At 72.8% G+C, this 15939-nt stretch carries 14 protein-coding genes; 1 reads left to right on the top strand and 13 read right to left on the bottom strand.

Features of this window, described 5'->3' with window-relative positions; translation table 11 throughout:
• Positions 1-86: 86 nt before the first annotated feature.
• Positions 87-1346: a serine hydrolase domain-containing protein gene (locus ACIBQ6_RS02015; RefSeq protein WP_397209733.1), complete on the bottom strand. Its 1260-nt coding sequence runs from the start codon at positions 1344-1346 to the stop codon at positions 87-89.
• Positions 1347-1454: 108 nt separating this feature from the next.
• A complete protein-coding gene (locus ACIBQ6_RS02010) occupies positions 1455-2618 on the bottom strand; it encodes a pyridoxal phosphate-dependent aminotransferase (RefSeq protein ID WP_397209732.1) in 1164 nt (387 codons plus the stop codon).
• A gap of 108 nt (positions 2619-2726) precedes the next feature.
• Here ACIBQ6_RS02010 and ACIBQ6_RS02005 point away from each other — a divergent pair, with 108 nt between their 5' ends.
• Positions 2727-3497 carry a GntR family transcriptional regulator gene (locus tag ACIBQ6_RS02005; protein WP_358297803.1) on the top strand — a complete coding sequence of 257 codons (771 nt, stop codon included), beginning with the start codon at positions 2727-2729 and terminating at the stop codon, positions 3495-3497.
• Positions 3498-3579: 82 nt separating this feature from the next.
• On the opposite strand, the gene ACIBQ6_RS02000 is transcribed toward ACIBQ6_RS02005, so the two are convergent.
• From ACIBQ6_RS02000 to ACIBQ6_RS01950, 11 genes are all read right to left on the bottom strand, one after another.
• Entirely contained in the window at positions 3580-5073 is a 1494-nt protein-coding gene (locus ACIBQ6_RS02000) for a CoA-acylating methylmalonate-semialdehyde dehydrogenase (protein WP_397210360.1), read from the bottom strand.
• 74 nt (positions 5074-5147) lie between these two features.
• On the bottom strand, positions 5148-5942 hold the full coding sequence (locus ACIBQ6_RS01995) for an SDR family NAD(P)-dependent oxidoreductase (protein WP_397209731.1): 795 nt from the start codon (positions 5940-5942) through the stop codon (positions 5148-5150).
• Positions 5939-7123 carry a glycine C-acetyltransferase gene (locus ACIBQ6_RS01990; RefSeq protein WP_397209730.1) on the bottom strand — a complete coding sequence of 395 codons (1185 nt, stop codon included), beginning with the start codon at positions 7121-7123 and terminating at the stop codon, positions 5939-5941. Before ACIBQ6_RS01990 ends, ACIBQ6_RS01995 begins: the two co-directional genes overlap by 4 nt.
• A 28-nt stretch (positions 7124-7151) precedes the next feature.
• A complete protein-coding gene (locus tag ACIBQ6_RS01985) occupies positions 7152-8480 on the bottom strand; it encodes an MFS transporter (protein WP_397209729.1) in 1329 nt (442 codons plus the stop codon).
• A gap of 37 nt (positions 8481-8517) precedes the next feature.
• Positions 8518-10233, bottom strand: a complete 1716-nt coding sequence (locus ACIBQ6_RS01980; RefSeq protein WP_397209728.1) for a hydantoinase B/oxoprolinase family protein — start codon at positions 10231-10233, stop codon at positions 8518-8520.
• On the bottom strand, positions 10230-12308 hold the full coding sequence (locus ACIBQ6_RS01975) for a hydantoinase/oxoprolinase family protein (protein ID WP_397209727.1): 2079 nt from the start codon (positions 12306-12308) through the stop codon (positions 10230-10232). Before ACIBQ6_RS01975 ends, ACIBQ6_RS01980 begins: the two co-directional genes overlap by 4 nt.
• Positions 12309-12422: 114 nt before the next feature.
• Positions 12423-12992: a hypothetical protein gene (locus ACIBQ6_RS01970; protein WP_397209726.1), complete on the bottom strand. Its 570-nt coding sequence runs from the start codon at positions 12990-12992 to the stop codon at positions 12423-12425.
• Between the two features lie 181 nt (positions 12993-13173).
• A complete protein-coding gene (locus tag ACIBQ6_RS01965; protein ID WP_397209725.1) occupies positions 13174-13581 on the bottom strand; it encodes a hypothetical protein in 408 nt (135 codons plus the stop codon).
• Entirely contained in the window at positions 13578-14504 is a 927-nt protein-coding gene (locus ACIBQ6_RS01960; protein WP_397209724.1) for an NAD-dependent epimerase/dehydratase family protein, read from the bottom strand. The genes ACIBQ6_RS01965 and ACIBQ6_RS01960 overlap by 4 nt, the downstream gene beginning before the upstream one ends.
• Before the next feature lie 140 nt (positions 14505-14644).
• Entirely contained in the window at positions 14645-15001 is a 357-nt protein-coding gene (locus ACIBQ6_RS01955; protein ID WP_397209723.1) for an ArsR/SmtB family transcription factor, read from the bottom strand.
• Positions 14998-15912, bottom strand: coding sequence for a ketopantoate reductase family protein (locus tag ACIBQ6_RS01950; RefSeq protein WP_397209722.1), 915 nt, complete (start codon positions 15910-15912; stop codon positions 14998-15000). The genes ACIBQ6_RS01955 and ACIBQ6_RS01950 overlap by 4 nt, the downstream gene beginning before the upstream one ends.
• Between the last annotated feature and the right edge of the window lie 27 nt (positions 15913-15939).

The raw sequence follows: 15939 nt of genomic DNA, 5'->3' as shown, positions 1-15939 counted from the left end.
GGCCACACGCCCTCACTCCCCCGGCATGCCGATGCCGCCGGGGTGAGCCGGCGGCATCGACGTGAGCCGTGCTGAGCGGTGTGACGCTAGCGCTTGACGGAGACCAGCCGGTCCACGGCGAACGGGACGACCTGCGGCTGCGCCGCCGTCGTGCGCGCCGCGCTCTGACCGCAGAGCCCCAGCAGCAGGTAGTCGACGGTGGCGTAGTCGATCGGGCTGATCACGATGTTGCCGTTCTCGTCCAGGCTCTGGTACTTCGTGCGGTTGACGCCCATGGAGAGCTGGCGGGCGCCGTCCGGGCTGGTGTAGGAGTCGGTGGCCATGCCGAAGACGCCGCCGCTGTGCCCCCAGAACCGTCCGCACGGCAGGTCGGTGGCGTAGATGCCGAGGCCGTAGGCCCCCGACACGCCGGCCACGGGCACGGTCTTCTGCATCTCGGCCAGCTCGGCCGGGCCGATCAGCCCGCCGCGCAGCAGCACCCGGTAGAACTGGTTGAGGTCGTCCATCGTGGACACGACGGCGCCCGCCGTGGTGATCCACGACATGTTGTAGACGCTGTAGTCCTTGGGCGGGTCGATGAAGCCGAACATCGACTCGTACGCCTTGGAGTGCGGGCCGGGGATGACCGGCGTGCGCGGGAAGGACGTGTGCCGCAGGCCCGCCTTGCGGATGACGTTGCGGGTGATGTACTGCTCGGCGTTCTCGCCCGTCACCTTCTCCAGGAGCAGGCCGGCGATCAGGTAGTTGGTGTTGGAGTAGATCCCCGGCGTGGCGCCCGGCTCGCCGGTGGGCGTGGCGGCCAGGCCCAGCTCGACCAGCTCCCGGCGGGAGAAGGTGCGGAAACGGTTGTCGTCGAGGCTCTCGAACGTGCCCTGGAGCAGCGAGGGGAAGGCCGGGCCCACGTGGTCGGCGATGTGGCTCGTGTGGTTGAGCAACATCCGCACGGTGATCTTCTGGCCGCGCTCGCCCGGCACCACGTCGGGCAGATAGCGGGCGATGGGGGCGTCCAGTTCGACGGCGCCGCGGGCCACCTGCTGGAGCAGGGCCACCGCGGTGAACGTCTTGGTGATGCTGCCGACCCGGTGCGCCATGCCGGGGCGCACGGGGCGCTTCGTGGCGACGTCGGCCACGCCGGAGGCGCCCCGCCAGCTGCGCTCGCCGTCGCGGACGGTCGAGTAGATGCCGTACATGCCGGCCTTGTGCACGGCGTCCAGCGACTGCCGCAGCGCCTGCCGGTCGAGCCCGGTCTCCCGCGCGGGGGCGGCCTGGGCGGGGCTGGCCGCCAGCACCATTCCGGCGGTCAGGGCGACGGCCGAGGCGTTCTTTCCAAGCGTCCGGATGTTCATGGCGTAAGCATGATCCAAACGCGGTTCCGCGGTCAGTCGCGGCTGTCATCGGCTGCGCATGACAGGAGTCATGAACCGTCCCGCCGCCCGTGCCGGCGGGCGGGCGCGTCAGGACGCTCGGCGGGCCTGTCCGAGGCCGCGGACCAGCTCGGCGAGCGTTTCCTCGTCGGAGCCGAACGTGATGCGGACATGCGTGTCGGGAGCGTGCATGTCGGCGCCGCGCACGGTCGCGATGCCGTTCCGCAGGAGTGCGCGGTCGATGGCGGCCGGGGTCTCACCGAGGCGTGAGCAGTCGGCGAGCAGGAAGGCGCCGCCCATAGGCCGTACGGGCTGGGGGAAGCCGCTCGCGGCGAGGCCGTCGCAGACGAGGTCGCGCTTGGCCTGGTAGGTGGACAGCGCCAGGTCGAGCCAGTCGCGTGGGCCGGTGAGTGCGGCGACCGCGGCCCGCTGCGGAACCACTCCGCAACACACCGCCTCCCACTCGAAGCGGCGGTTGAGCGCGTCGATGATGGGTGGCGGCGCCAGGACGTAGCCGAGCCGCCAGCTCGCCAGCGCGTAGTACTTGCTGAGGCTGGTGACGGTGACCAGGTGCGGCCAGCGGTCGGCGAACGCCTCCACCGGGTGGTAGCGGTGGCCGTCGTACGTGAAGTGCTGCCATGAGTCGTCGGAGATGACGAGGAGCCCGTGGCGGGCGGCGAGGTCGACCACGGCCGCGAGGGTCGCGGCGTCGGGGAGATAACCCGTCGGATTGGTCGGATTGCACAGCAGCACGGCACGGCTGCGGCTGGTGACGGCGGCCTCCAGGCCGGCCAGGTCGAGCGCCCAGCCGTCGCTCTCGCGGGACGGGACGCCGACGGGCGTGGCGCCGGCCTCGCGGATGGCGCCGTCGAAGAAGTAGGTGGGGGTCGGCACGATCACCTCGTCGCCCGGCGCGAGCACCGTGCGCAGCACGAGGGAGAGCCCCTGCATCGCTCCGTGGGTCATCAGCAGGCGGCGCTCGGGATCGACGCGCAGGCCGTGCTCGCGCTCCAGTTCGGCGGCGATCGCGGCGCGCAGTTCCGGCAGGCCGCGGGTGTCGCGCGGGTCGGGGAGGTCCATCGCGCCCGCCACCGCCCGCCGTACGTGCTCGGGCATGGGCAGGATCGGGGCGCCGACGAGCGGGAGCATCCGCACACCGTCGCGTGCGCCGCGCTCCGCGCGGGCGCGGGTGCTCATCGCCCCCAGCGCCGGGAAGTCGCTCGCGACGGGAAGGGACCAGGAGTTTCGCTGCATGGAACGAAGCATCGCACATTGAGATATCAACAACAAGAATAAATATCTCTACCCGATGCACGGCGGCCGAGCTGCTGTATCAACGCTGTGAGTTGGTATTCTGGCGCGATGTCCGACATCCATGGCGTGGTCAGCGGAACGCCGCACATCCCCGCGCTGCTGCTGGTCGGCACCGACGAGACCGGCCTCGACCGCACGAGCCAGGCCTACCGGGCGATCAGGCGCCAGATCATCGATCTGACGCTGCCGCCCGGCAGCAGTTTCACCGAGACGTCGCTCGCCGAGCAATGGCGGATCAGCAAGACGCCGGTGCGCGAGGCGCTGGCCCGGTTGCGGCGCGACGGGCTCGTGACCGCGCTTCCGCGCGCGGGCTACGTCGTCAGCCCGATCACGCTGCAGGACACCGACGCCCTGTGCGCCCTGCGGACGCTGCTGTCCGGCGAGGCGGCCGCCGCCGCGGCGCGTCTCGGAGTCACGGCGCCGGCGCTCGAACGGCTCGAAGCGCTGTCCAAGGTGCCCATCGCGCTCGCGGCGGGCGAAGTGGAACAGGAGGAGTCGCTCCAGGCCGGCATCGAGTTCGAGGGCATCATCGCCAACTTCAGCGGCAACCCTCGCCTCGGCAAGGCCATCGTCGACGTGCTCGACGAGCTGGAACGGGTTCTGCGCATGGCCGCGTTGATCGATCCCGGCATCGCGAGCCCGCCCGGCGAGCTGGGGGCCGTCTACGAGGGGCTGCGCGCGCGTGACGCGGACGCCGCCCGGGACGCGATGCGCGCGCGGTGCGAGCGCGTGCGCCGCGACCTGCTGCAGGTGCTGGCGAAGAGCACGTCGGTGAGCCGGGCGCACATCGAGCTGCCCGGGTCACGCCCGCGGGCGTAGCCCGCGCCGGGCGGGGGCCACGCCGGGCGGGGCCGGGCCTCCGGGGTACGGCGCGAGGCCGGGCGGAGGCCGGGCCGTCCGGTCAGACCGCCGTCGGGAAGGAGAGGTCGCCGCGGTGGCGCGGGCCCTCCTCCCGCTCCGCCGGCCACCGGCTGGTGACGGCCTTCGCGCGCGTGTAGAACGCGACGCCCTCCGGACCGTGCATGTGGTGCGCGCCGAACAGCGACTGCTTCCAGCCGCCGAACGAGTGGAACGCCATGGGCACCGGGATGGGCACGTTGACGCCGATCATCCCGACCTGCACGGAGCGCTGGAAGAGGCGCGCAGCGTGGCCGCCCCTGGTGAAGATCGCCGTGCCGTTGGCCAGGTTGTTGCCGTTGATCAGGTCGATCGCCTCTTCGAGCGAGCCGACCCGCACGACGACGAGCACCGGGCCGAAGATCTCGTCGCGGTAGACGTCCATCTCGGGCGTGACGTGATCGAACAGCGTCGGCCCGACGAAGAAGCCGTCGCCCCCGAGGTCGAGCTCGCGCCCGTCGACGACGAGGTCGGCGCCCGCGGCGACGCCGGAGTCTATGGAGCTTCTGATCCGTTCCAGCGCCTCCGCCGACACGACCGGCCCCATCTCGGACCCGGCCTCCAGCCCCGGTCCGACCTTGATCGCCTGCGCCTTCTCGCGCATCAGCTCGACGAGCGGCTCGGCCACGTCGCCGACCGCGACGGCGACCGAGATCGCCATGCAGCGCTGGCCCGCCGAGCCGTACCCGGCCGCGACCAGATGCTCGGCGGCGTGGTCGAGGTCGGCGTCGGGCAGCACGACGGCGTGGTTCTTGGCGCCGCCGAGCGCCTGGACGCGCTTGCCCCCCGCGGTCGCGCGCTCGTACACGTACCGCGCGACCGGCGTCGAGCCGACGAACGACACGCCGTCGATGTCCGGATGGTCGAGGATCGCGTCGACCGCGACCTTGTCGCCGTGGACGACGTTGAAGACGCCGTCGGGCAGACCGGCTTCGGCGTAGAGATCGGCGATGAGGTTGGCCGCCGACGGGTCGCGCTCGGAGGGCTTGAGCACGAACGTGTTGCCGGTCGCGATCGCGATCGGATGCATCCACAGCGGGACCATGGCGGGAAAGTTGAACGGCGTGATCCCGGCGCAGACGCCGAGCGGCTGCCGGAACGAGAACAGGTCGACGTCGGTCGAGACCTGGTCGGAGTACTCGCCCTTGAGCAGGTGCGGGATCCCGCAGGCGAAGTCGATCACCTCCAGGCCGCGGACGAGCTCGCCTCTGGCGTCGTCGAGGACCTTGCCGTGCTCGGCGGAGACCAGCCGCGCGAGGTCGTCGAGGTGCTTGTCGACCAGCTCGCGGAAGGCGAACATCAAGCGCGAGCGCCGCATGACCGAGGTGTCGGCCCAGCCCGGCAGCGCGGCACGCGCGGCCCGTACCGCGGCGTCGACGTCGGCGGGCTCGGCCAGCAGCACGTCGGCCTGATGCGCGCCGGTCGCGGGGTCCCATACCGGGGCGGTGCGGCTCGACCGGCCGGCGGTCTCGCGGCCGTCGATCCGGTGCCGGATCATCCTGACTGTCCCTGTGCTCACAGAAAGCTCACCTTCTCGTGGGGTGCTGGTTGCGGGTGTTCGGCGGCGCCGCGTCAGACGATCAGGTCGCCGCCGTTGATGTCGATGGCCGCCCCGGTGATGTACGCCGCGCGGTCCGAGGCGAGGAAGGCGACGAGCTCGGCGACCTCCCAGGGCTGCCCGACGCGGGGCACCGGGAACGACCGGGTGGCGCGTTCGAGCGCCTCTCCGGGCAGCAGCGCGCGGGCCATCGGGGTGTCGATGAGTCCCGGGCAGACGGCGTTCACCGTGATCCCGTCGGGCCCGTAGTCCTTCGCCAGGTGCCGGGTGAGCCCGAGGACGCCGTGCTTCGCCGTCGTGTAGTGGGCGCCGCCCGCGGTGCTGATGGTCTTGCCGGCGGTGGAGGAGAAGTTGACGATGCGGCCCCAGCTCCGGGCGCGCATCACGGGAAGTGCCTGCTGGCAGCACAGGACCGTCCCGAGCACGTTGACCGCCAGCACCTGGTTCCACTCGGCCCGGGTGATCTCCTCGAACGGGGTCGGCGGTGCGACGCCCGCGGCGTTGACCAGGATGTCGAGCCGCGACCGCTCCGCCAGCAGGGCGGTGAACGCCCGCTCGACCTGGTCGCCGTCCGTGACGTCCACCGCGAGCGACCGGACGCGGTCCGCCGGCACGGCCAGCGTCGCCGCCAGCTCTCCCGGGCCGGGCGCGGCCAGGTCGAACACCGCGACGGTCGCGCCGCGGCGGGCCAGCGCGTGTGCCGCGGCCAGGCCCATGCCGCGGGCCCCGCCGGTCACGATCGCGACCCGGCCCGCCAGCTCGCGGCCGTCGGCGCTGGTCGGCGCCCGCAGCCCCTCGGCGGTGCTCATGAGCCGGCCAGGACGGCACGCGCCCGGCCGAAGGCGGCCGCCGCCCGTTCGAGCTGGCCGGCGGTGTGCGCGGCCGAGACCTGCACCCTGATCCGCTCCTCGCCGGCCGGGACGACCGGATGGGAGAGCGCGAAGGCGAGCACGCCCTCGCGGCGCAGCGCCGCCGCCACGTCGCGGGCCAGCGTGCCGCCGCGCAGCATCACGGGGATGATCGGATGCTCCCCCGGCGGCACCTCGTAGCCGAGGTCGCGCAACGCCCGGCGGAGCCAGGCGGTGTTGGCGGCCAGGCGTTCCCGCAGATCGGGACGCCGTCGTGCGATGCGGATCGCCGCCAGCGCCGCCCCGGCCAGCACGGGGGCCATGGCGTTGGTGAAGATGTAGGGCCGCGAGACCTGGCGCAGCGTCTCGACCAGCGCGCGGTCGCCCGCGACGAAGCCGCCGGCTGCGCCGCCCAGTGCCTTGCCGAGCGTCCCCGTCAGCACGTCGACGCGTCCCTTCAGTCCGAAGTGCTCGGCGGTGCCCCCGCCGGTCGCGCCCAGCACCCCCGTGGCGTGCGAGTCGTCGACCACGAGCACCGCGTCGTGGCGTTCGGCCAGTTCGCAGAGCCGGGGCAGCGCGGCGACGTCGCCGTCCATGCTGAAGACGCCGTCGGTGACGATGAGGCGGTGGCGCGCGCCGGCGAACTCGGTGAGGTGGCGTTCGAGCTCGTCGAGGTCGGCATGGGCGAAGACGCGCCGCCGGGCCCTCGTGAGGCGGATGCCGTCGATCAGGCTGGCGTGGTTGAGCGCGTCGCTGAGGACGACGTCCTGCGGGCCGAGCAGGGCGTCGAAGAGGCCGAGGTTCGCGTCGAAGCAGGAGTTGTGGAGCACGGCGTCCTCGGCGCCGACCAGCTCGGCGATGCACGCCTCCAGCTCGCCGTGGACGGCCCGGGTGCCGCAGAGCACCCGGCCCGCCGCCACCCCGAGCCCCGTCTCGCGCAGCGCCCGCCGGGCCGCGTCGAGGACCTCCGGATCGCCGGCCAGCCCGAGGTAGTCGTTGGAGGCGAAGTTCACCAGCCATTCCCCTCCCACGCCGAGCGCCGGCCCCTGGGCGCCCGAGACCACGAGGTCGCGGCGCAGCCCGGTGGCCGCCCGGCGTTCGTCGAGCTCGGCCCGGAGCCGGTGCAGCAGCGCGGCGTTCACGCCCTGCCTCCCTGCCGGTCGGCGGCGGTCATGACAGGCTCCCGTCCAGCCGCTCCATCCGGCGTCCCGCGGTGAGCAGGACGGCCAGCCCGGCTGCCATGATGATCGCGATGGCCAGCAGCGCGTACGTGAAGCTGCCGGTCGCGGACGCGATCGTCCCGGTGAAGTAGGGACCGATGAATCCGCTGACGTTGCTGACGGAGTTGATCAGAGCGATGCCGGAGGCGGCCGCCGCCTCGGTCAGGCCGATCGCCGGGATCCGCCAGAACTGCGGCATCGCGGTGATGATCCCGGCGACGCTCAGGCAGACGGCGAGCACGAACAGCGTGCCGCTGCTGGTGAAGGTCGCCAGCAGCAGCCCCGCCGCGCCGAGCGCCATCGGGACGGCCGTGGCCGTGACCGCCGTCCAGCGCGCGGCCAGGCGAGCCCAGGTCAGCAGGGCGACCGCGGCCACCACGTAGGGGATCGCGGACAGCAGCACGCTGCTGACGTCGGCGGAGTCACCGACGCTCTGCGTGATGGACCTGATCATCGTGGGCAGGAAGAACTGCAGCGGATAGAGCCCGAACGCGATCGCGAACCACGTCACGGCCATCGCCCACACCCGGCCGCTGGTCAGCGCCTGGCGCAGCCCGGTGAGCGCCCCGCGGGCGCGCTGTTCGGCGGCTTCGGCGGCCAGGACGTTCTCGATGGCGGCCTTCTCCTCGTCGTCGAGCCAGCGCGCGTCGGCCGGGCGGTTCGGCAGGAAGACGAAGATCAGGACGCTGACGACGACCGTCAGGATGCCCTCGACGAGGAACAGCGCCCGCCAGCCCGCGATGCCGAACAGGCTCTGGCCCCACTCCAGCAGCGCGGCGGCCAGCGGAGAGCCGATGATCGAGGACAGCGGGATCATCACGATGAAGGTCGACAGCGCCCAGGACCGCTGGCGGCGCGGGAACCAGAACGTCAGGTAGAGCAGGATCCCGGCGGCCAGACCGGCTTCGGCGAACCCGAGGAGGAGCCGCGCGGCGAACAGTGTGGCCGGGGAGTTCACGGCCGCGGTCGCCGCCGTGACCAGCCCCCACGTGATCATGATGCGGGCGATCCACTTCCGCGCGCCGAACCGGCTCAGCATCATGTTGCTCGGCACTTCGAACAGGACGTAGCCGATGAAGAACAGTCCGGCGGCCAGGCCGATCTGGCCGCTGCCGAGGCCCAGGTCACGGGACATGGGCGCGGCGATGTAACCGACGTTGGCGCGGTCGATGTAACTCGCCACGTAGGCGAGGCCGACCAGCGGCATGATCCGGACGCCCACCTTGCGCCAGGTGCGCGGTGAGACGGTGCTGGATGGAGTCGCGACGGGTGAACTCATGGGGGGTTCCAATCGGTGTGGGGGGTGTGCGGCGGCTTCAGCGCGCCTGGCCTCGCAGCCTGGCGGTGGCGTCCCGGTCGATCACGCCGTCCGCGGTGATCACGACGCCGTAGTCCCGTTCGGCTCCCTCGTGGGTCACCTTGCCGTCGAGGACGTCTTCGAGGACCAGTTCGGGGACGCGTTCGAAGGGGACGCCGTGCCCGCCGCCGCCGGCGGTCACGTGCCGGTGGCGGGTCCCCGCGGTCATCTCGAAGTGCGGTTTGGACTCCAGCACCCGTTCACCGGGACCGCCGGGGTCGAGCATGTTGAGCGAGGGGGTTCCCGGCGCGCCGCCGGCCAGTCCGTACGGCAGGAACGTGCGCCGGTCGGACCTGATCTGCACCTTGGCCTCGGCCGCCAGCAGCGTCATGTCGCGGAAGGTCGCCAGGCCGCCACGCCAGCGGCCCGCTCCGCCGCTGTCGGGGAGGTAGCCGTAACCGTCGATGCGGAGGTGACCGGAGCGTTCCAGCTCCTCGACCGGCGTGTTGGTCAGGTTCGCGCCCAGAGAGCTGATCCCGTCCACGCCGTCGCGGTCGGGACGCGCGCCCCACGCGCCCGCCAGCGGGTCCCACAACACCATGGACTCCCCGTCCGGCCCGACGAGGCCGATCGCGATCCCGTCGGGTCCGCCTTCCCCGGCGGCCGGCACCCGTGCGGGGAACACCGGGGCGAGCGCCCCGAGCACGGCGTCGATGATCCGGAAGCCGACGAGCCCGCGGGCGCCGCGCGCGGCCGGCCGCCGGCCGTTGAGGATGGAGGCTTCCGGGATGACGAAACTGAACGGCCGGTAGAAGCCGCTGTTGGCCGGGATGTCGGAGGCGAGCACGCCCTGCAGGGCGGCGTAGGCGGCCGAGCGGGTGAAGGAGGCCGTCGCGTTGAGCGCGGAGTCCACCTGCGGCGAGGAGCCGGTGAAGTCGAGCTCGATCCCCGACCCGGACAGCGTGACCTTGACGCGGATCGGGATCGGCCCGGACCCCAGACCGTCGTCGTCGATGTGGTCGAGGAACTCGTAGGCGCCCGGGACGGCCTCGGCGAGCGCGGCGCGCAGCAGGGTCTCGGAGTAGTCGAGCAGCTCGTCGACGAGGGCGGCGAGCCCGTGGACGCCGTGCCGCGCCGCGAGGGCGCGCAGCCCCTCGGCTCCGGTGTGGCAGGCCGCGAGCTGGGATTCGAGGTCGCCGCGCAGCAGCTCGGGCTCGCGGACGTTGCGCAGGATCAGCCGCAGGAACGTCTCGTTCACCGTGCCGGCCTCGACCAGGCACGACGGCGGGATCTGCACCCCTTCGGCGAAGATGCTGGTCGACTGCACGGCCATCGAACCGGCGGCCCACCCGCCGACGTCGGTGTGGTTGACGACCGTGACCGCGAAGCCCAGGAGGTCCTCTCCGGCGAACACCGGGGCGACCGCGAAGATGTCGGGCAGGTGCATGCCGCCCAGGGACGGGTCGTTGAGCAGGTAGACGTCTCCCGGACGGATCCGGTCGCCGAACTCGTCGAGGATCGCCTCCATCGCGTCCGGGATGGACCCGAGGTGCACCGGCAGGGTGTTGGCCTGGGCGATCACCCGGCCCCGCGCGTCGCACAGGGCGGCGGAGAAGTCCATGCTGGACGCCACGAGCTGCGAGTGAGCCGTGCGCAGGATCGTGATCGCCATCTCGTCGGCGATCCCGGTGACGGCGTTGCGGAAGACCTCGAAGGTCACGGCGTCGCGGATCATGAGGCGCTCCAGGTGATGACGATGTTGTTGAGCCGGTCGCGGTGCACCCGGGCGCCGGGCGGGACGAGGGTGGTGGCGTCCATGTCCTCGATGACCATCGGCCCCTCGACCGGTTCCGGGCCGAGATCCGACCGGCCCACGACGGGCGTGGGCACGGTCCGGTCGAACCGGCATTCGCGGACGGCGGGCTCGCCGCCGGGGGCGAGGGGCAGGCTCAGCACGTCCGCGATGGACACCTGGGTGGGGAGCCGGCCGCGCACCCGGAGGTTGACCAGCTCCACCAGCTCGTCCGTGCCGGCCCGGCCGTAGGTGCGCCGGTGCTCGGCGTGGAAGCGGGACCGCGTCTCGGCGAGCAGGTCCTCGGTGAGGTCGCCGTCGGGCACCCGGATCCGCAGTTCGAACCGCTGGCCGCGGTAGCGCATGTCCAGGAGCCGGTCCACGACGGCGTCGGCGCCGAGCTGGTCGCGTACGTGGGCGGACAGCCGCGCGAACTCCGCGGCGAGCGCGCCCACGTCGGCGAAGCCGGCCCGGTACGGGGTGAGCTCCTGGCGTTCGGTGTCGGCCACGAGCAGGCCCAGGCTGCTGAACAGTCCCGGATGCACGGGCACGATCACGGTCGAGATCCCGAGTTCGCGGGCCAGCGCGGCGGCGTAGAGAGGGCCCGCGCCGCCGAAGGCGACCATGGTGGCCTCCCGCGGGTCACGCCCTCGTTCGCTGGTCACCGCCTTGACCGCGGTCGTCATGCTCGACACCGCCACCTGGTACGCGCCGCGCGCGGCGCCCGCCACGTCGTCGCCGAGCTGCTCGGCCACCGGTGACAACGCCTTCACGGCCAGCTCCGGGTGGATCGCCACCCGGCCGCCGGCCAGCGCGTCGGGGCTGAGGTAGCCGAGCGTCACGTTGGCGTCGGTCAGGGTCGGCAGCTCGCCGCCCTGGCCGTAGCAGGCAGGGCCGGGACGCGAGCCGGCGCTGACGGGCCCCACGTGCAGGGCGCCCGCCGCGTCGACGGAGATGATGCTGCCGCCGCCGGATCCGACCTCGGCGATGTCGATCGACGGCGCCCGCACCGGGTACCCGGCGCCGGAGCTGAGCCCGCGGGCGCCGTTCATGCCGCCGCCGACCTCGTAGTCGGCCGAGACGAACGGTTCACCGTGCTCGATCAGGGACGCCTTCGCCGTGGTCCCGCCCATGTCGAACGCGACCACCGTGGACAGGCCGATCAGCTGGGCGAGCTTCTGCACGGCGGTGACGCCGGCCGCCGGACCGGACTCGATGATCTGCACCGGCCGCCGGGCGACGGAGGCCGCGTCGAGCAGTCCGCCGCTGGACTGCATGACGAGCAGGGGCGCGCGCACCTTCGCCGAGCGCAGCCCCGCTTCCAGCCGGGTGAGGTAACCGTGCACGGTGGGGCCGACGTAGGCGTTGACCGTGGCGGTGCTCATGCGCTCGAACTCGTGGGGCTGCGGGGAGACGTCGACCGACGCCGTGACGTACACGCCGGGCAGTTCTGCTTGCAGCAGTGCGGCGACCCGCCGTTCCTCGTCAGGGCGGACGTAGGAGTTGATCAGGCACACGGCCACCGCTTCGATGCCGTCCGCGCGCAGGCGTCCGGCCAGCGCGCGGATCTCGTCCTCGCTCGCCGGTGGGCCGAGCCGGCCGTCGGCGCTGATCCGCTGGTCGAGTTCGTGCCGGTCGCGTCGCCGGGCGAGGGGTTCGGGCTTGGACCATGACAGGTCGTAGAGCACCGGCCGGCGCAGCCGCCCGATCTCCAGCACGTCGCGGAAGCCGCGGGTGGTGACCACCGCGGTGCGGACGCCGTTCATCGACAGGATCGCGTTGGTGGCGACGGTCGTGCCGTGCAGCATCGCGACCACGGCCTCGGGCCGGGCACCGGCCAGGGAGAGCACGCCGGTGGTCGCCGCCACCACGCCGGCGCCGTAGTCGGGCGGGGTGGACAACACCTTCATGGGGACGACCTGGCCGTCCGGCCCCAGCGCGATGACGTCGGTGAAGGTGCCGCCGATGTCGGCGCCGACTCGCCAGCCGGCCGGTCGAGGATCGTGACGGGGGGGCACTGGATCTCCTTCGTTCAACGGAGCGACTGGGATCACAGTACGAGTGGGTTGAGATATCAGCAATGCCTAGTTGTCATTTTTATGCGAGTCAGGTGATATGACTTGCTTGGGTCGTCAGCGTGCTTCCGGCTGGTCCGGCAGGCGCACGACGGCGGTGCCGGCCTGGGACTCGCCGAACCCCCAGCCCGCGACCAGCGAGCAGCCGACCGCCTCCAGGACGCCGGTCCACGGCCAGGGGCCGTCGCCGCCGTAGAAGCCGCCCTCGCTGCGCGCGTCGTCCTCGGCGAGACAGAGCATGCGCAGATGGTCGCGGAGCGCGGGATGCGCGACCGCGCCCAGCCGCGCCTCCCAGGGCTCGACGGCGGAGCGGCGTGCCGCATGTCGGAGACGGACACACAGGTGGCCGGGGCCACGTTCGGTGAACGTGGCGGCCCGCATCGCGTCGGTGAGGGTGCCGTCGGTGGCGACGCGCAGCAGCACGGTCAGCCAGCCGTTCAGTCTCTCGCACTCCTCGCCGGTCAGATCGACGCCGTGGCGGCCCAGGAGCGGCCCCAGCTGTGCGCCGTGCACCAACACCTCGCCGGCTTCGTCCGCTTCGTCGGCCGCGGACACGGCCCGCAGGTCGGCGACGAAGGCGTCGCCGAACGGCCGGGGGCCCTTGTGCCCGCCCTCGCCCCATGCCACTGTTCCCGCCAGCAGATCGGGGTCGAACCAGAACAGCGACCCGCCCAGGTCGAACCGCCAGGCCCAAGGGGAGAAGGGGTGTTCACCGTCCGGATCGGACGCCCGGCAGCCGCCGATCAGGCCGACCGTCCGGCCCCCCAGGGCGACCCGGGCACGGACGCCGAGCCGCGCCGCCCTTGACCTACCCCTGCGCCCGTGACCGGCGGCCGAGTTGCCTGCGGTGCACCACGAGGCCGGCCAGCGTCAGCAGGGAGAGGAGGGCGAGCTGCCACCAGTTGTCCGGGTTGCCGCCGAGGTCCAGGTCGGCCGCGTGGTTCACCACGTGCAGCGTGTTGGCGACGAGGAACCCGACCAGCACGACCGTCAGCACGTCGCGCCACACCAGCGCGCTCAGCATCATCAGCCCGATGCCGATCTGGAAGACCCCGGCGTCGTGCAGGAAGTGCACGTGATTGGGGAAGCGGGCGAAGACCGCGAAACCGGCCGGGTCGAGGCGCATCCACACGCCGAAGCCCAGCATCGTCAGCGCACCGACCGCCACGGCCACCTGGACGAAGATCCTGGCCGGACTGCTGTAACCGTTCGTCATCTCATGTCCTTCAGTCCGTCGGGAACGCTCGGGTGCACCGGGGTCCAGCCCAGGTCGCGGGTGGCCTTAACGTGCGAGACCCGCATCGTGGTGTCCATCAGCAGGCAGCCGAGGTACGGCACGGCCAGCCGGACCAGCCATCTCGGAATCACGACGGGACGCGGTGTGCCGTGCGCGCGGGCGACCGCGGTCAGGAAGTCGCGCCAGCTCATCGGCCGGTCGTCCACGATGTTGTACGCCTGGCCCGCGCCGCCGCGTTCCATGGCCGCGACCGCGGCCGCCGCGGCGTCGTCCACGTGGACGAAGGACGTGGTGCCCGTCCGGCCGCGGGGCAGCACCGGCGCCCGTTTGCGCATCAGGTCGGCGAACAGGTCGCTGAAGGCGTTCCTGCCGTAGAACATGCCGTAGCGCAGGGCGACGCCCTCGATTCCTTCGGCGGCGAACACCTGGCTCTCGGTCGCCAGGCTGGAGTCGGTAACCAGGTCGGCGACGGTGCCGACGTGCACGCCGAACTCGTCGTCCTCGGTCAGCACGCGGTCGCCGTGGTCGCGGTAGCCGTACCCGGTGATCAGCGACTGGGTGACGAACCGGCGCGCGCCGACGGCCCGCGCGGCGTCGAGCAGGTGCGCGGTCCCCCGGTCGCGCAGGGCGAGGGTGGGGTCGTCGGGGCGCAGCCTGCGCGAGGCGCCGCGCAGCGCCGTGGCCTGGTGCATGACGACGTCGGCGGCCTGCCCGTCGAGCGCGCGCAGCAGCGCGTCGCGGTCGAGCACGTCGGCGACGACGGCGTCCGCGCCGCGTTCGGTGACGAGCCGGCGCTTGGCGGGATCGCGGACGACGGCGACCACGTCGTGCCCCGACGCGGCCAGCGCCGACAGCAGCGGAACCCCGATCGCGCCGGTCGCCCCGGCCAGCACCACCTTCATCGCCTCTGCTCCTTCGCCCGTCGCCCGTGGGGGTGTGTCACGGAGATCTCCTCAGCTGGATGGACAGCACTGCGAGGACGGGACAGCCGGCCCCGATGTGACAGACCGGGACGGGAAGGCGCGCGGGCGGTCGTCGATCTCTAGTGGCCGCCCGGCTGTTCGCCGAGGCCGGAGGCGCACGAGATGATCATCGTGATGAGGTCGCGCAGGGGCGTCAGGAGCTCCGGATAGGCGTCGGCGTTGAGGTCGTACAGGCGCAGGGTGCCCTTGCGCCGTACCGTCAGCAGATCCGCGTCGCGCAGGATCTTGAGGTGGTGGGAGGTGGCGGGCTGGGACAGCTCCAGGTGCGCGGCGATGTCGCCGACGCTGCGGGCCTCCGCGGACTCCAGCAGGTGGACGACGATCTCCTGCCTGCGCTCGTCCCCCAGGGCGGTGAACAGTGGCCGGGTCCGCGCGAACAGCGCGAGGACGTCCCGGGCCTCGATCGAGCCGCTCATGCGGGCAACGAGTCGCGCACGGCGGACAGGCGGCCGACCGGCAGCGCCCTGGCGGACCCTTCGGCGATCCAGCCGTCCAGCATCAGGCGTGTCTGCGCGCTCACCTTCGTGAAGTGCGTCTCCAGGTAGCGGCGCAGGTCGAAGGGGAGCAGCCGGGGCAGCACGCGCAACGCCAGCCCCACGGCCCAGGACGGAACGGGGACGGGAGCGCGCAGCCCGTGCTGGGCGCAGACCACCGCGACGGCCTCCCGGACGGCCGCGGCGGCGCCCCGCAACCGCGGGCCCGACGCGGGCAGCCGCCAGCCGGCGGACTCCAGCGCGGCGATGTAGGGGATCATCCGGGCGGCGGTGAGCTCCCCCGCGCCGGCCCGGGTCACCCGCCTGGCCCGCACGCCGCCGGCCCGCAGCGCGGCGACGACCTGCGGGGCGCGCGCTCCGGTGACGCCCGTCGCCGTGCCGGGCGGCACCCAGTACGCCACCCCCGGCGCGGGGACCTCGCGCTCCAGCGGCGCCTGGTAGGCCAGCAGCGTCGGCGTCACCTGGACGATCTGCTCCCGCGGCCAGACGCCGGCGAGGGTGCGCAGATCGCCCGGATCCTGGCCGATGGTGACCACCGTCGCCTCACCGGTCGCCGCGCGCAGCGCGCCCGTCCAGTCGCCGCGCAGGGCCGGCGAGTCCACGCAGAGCCACACCATGTCCCACCGTTCGCGGGGCGGCTCGCTGCGCACCTCGTACGGCGTGACGCGCTCGGCGACCGGCGCCCGCCCCCGCCTGAGCCGGTACAGCGAAGCCCCTTCCCAGCCCTCCCGGCCCGGCCGCACGAGATAGCTGACCCGGGCCCCGCCCGCGGCCAGCCACGCCCCGAAGACCTGCCCCAGGGCGCCGGCACCGACAATCAGCACCTTTGTCATCACTGCTCCATACATCTAAATATTTGG

Origin of the sequence: Nonomuraea sp. NPDC049655, assembly GCF_044465465.1 — a bacterium.
Classification (GTDB): domain Bacteria; phylum Actinomycetota; class Actinomycetes; order Streptosporangiales; family Streptosporangiaceae; genus Nonomuraea.
This window is presented reverse-complemented; position numbering and strand designations above follow the sequence as displayed.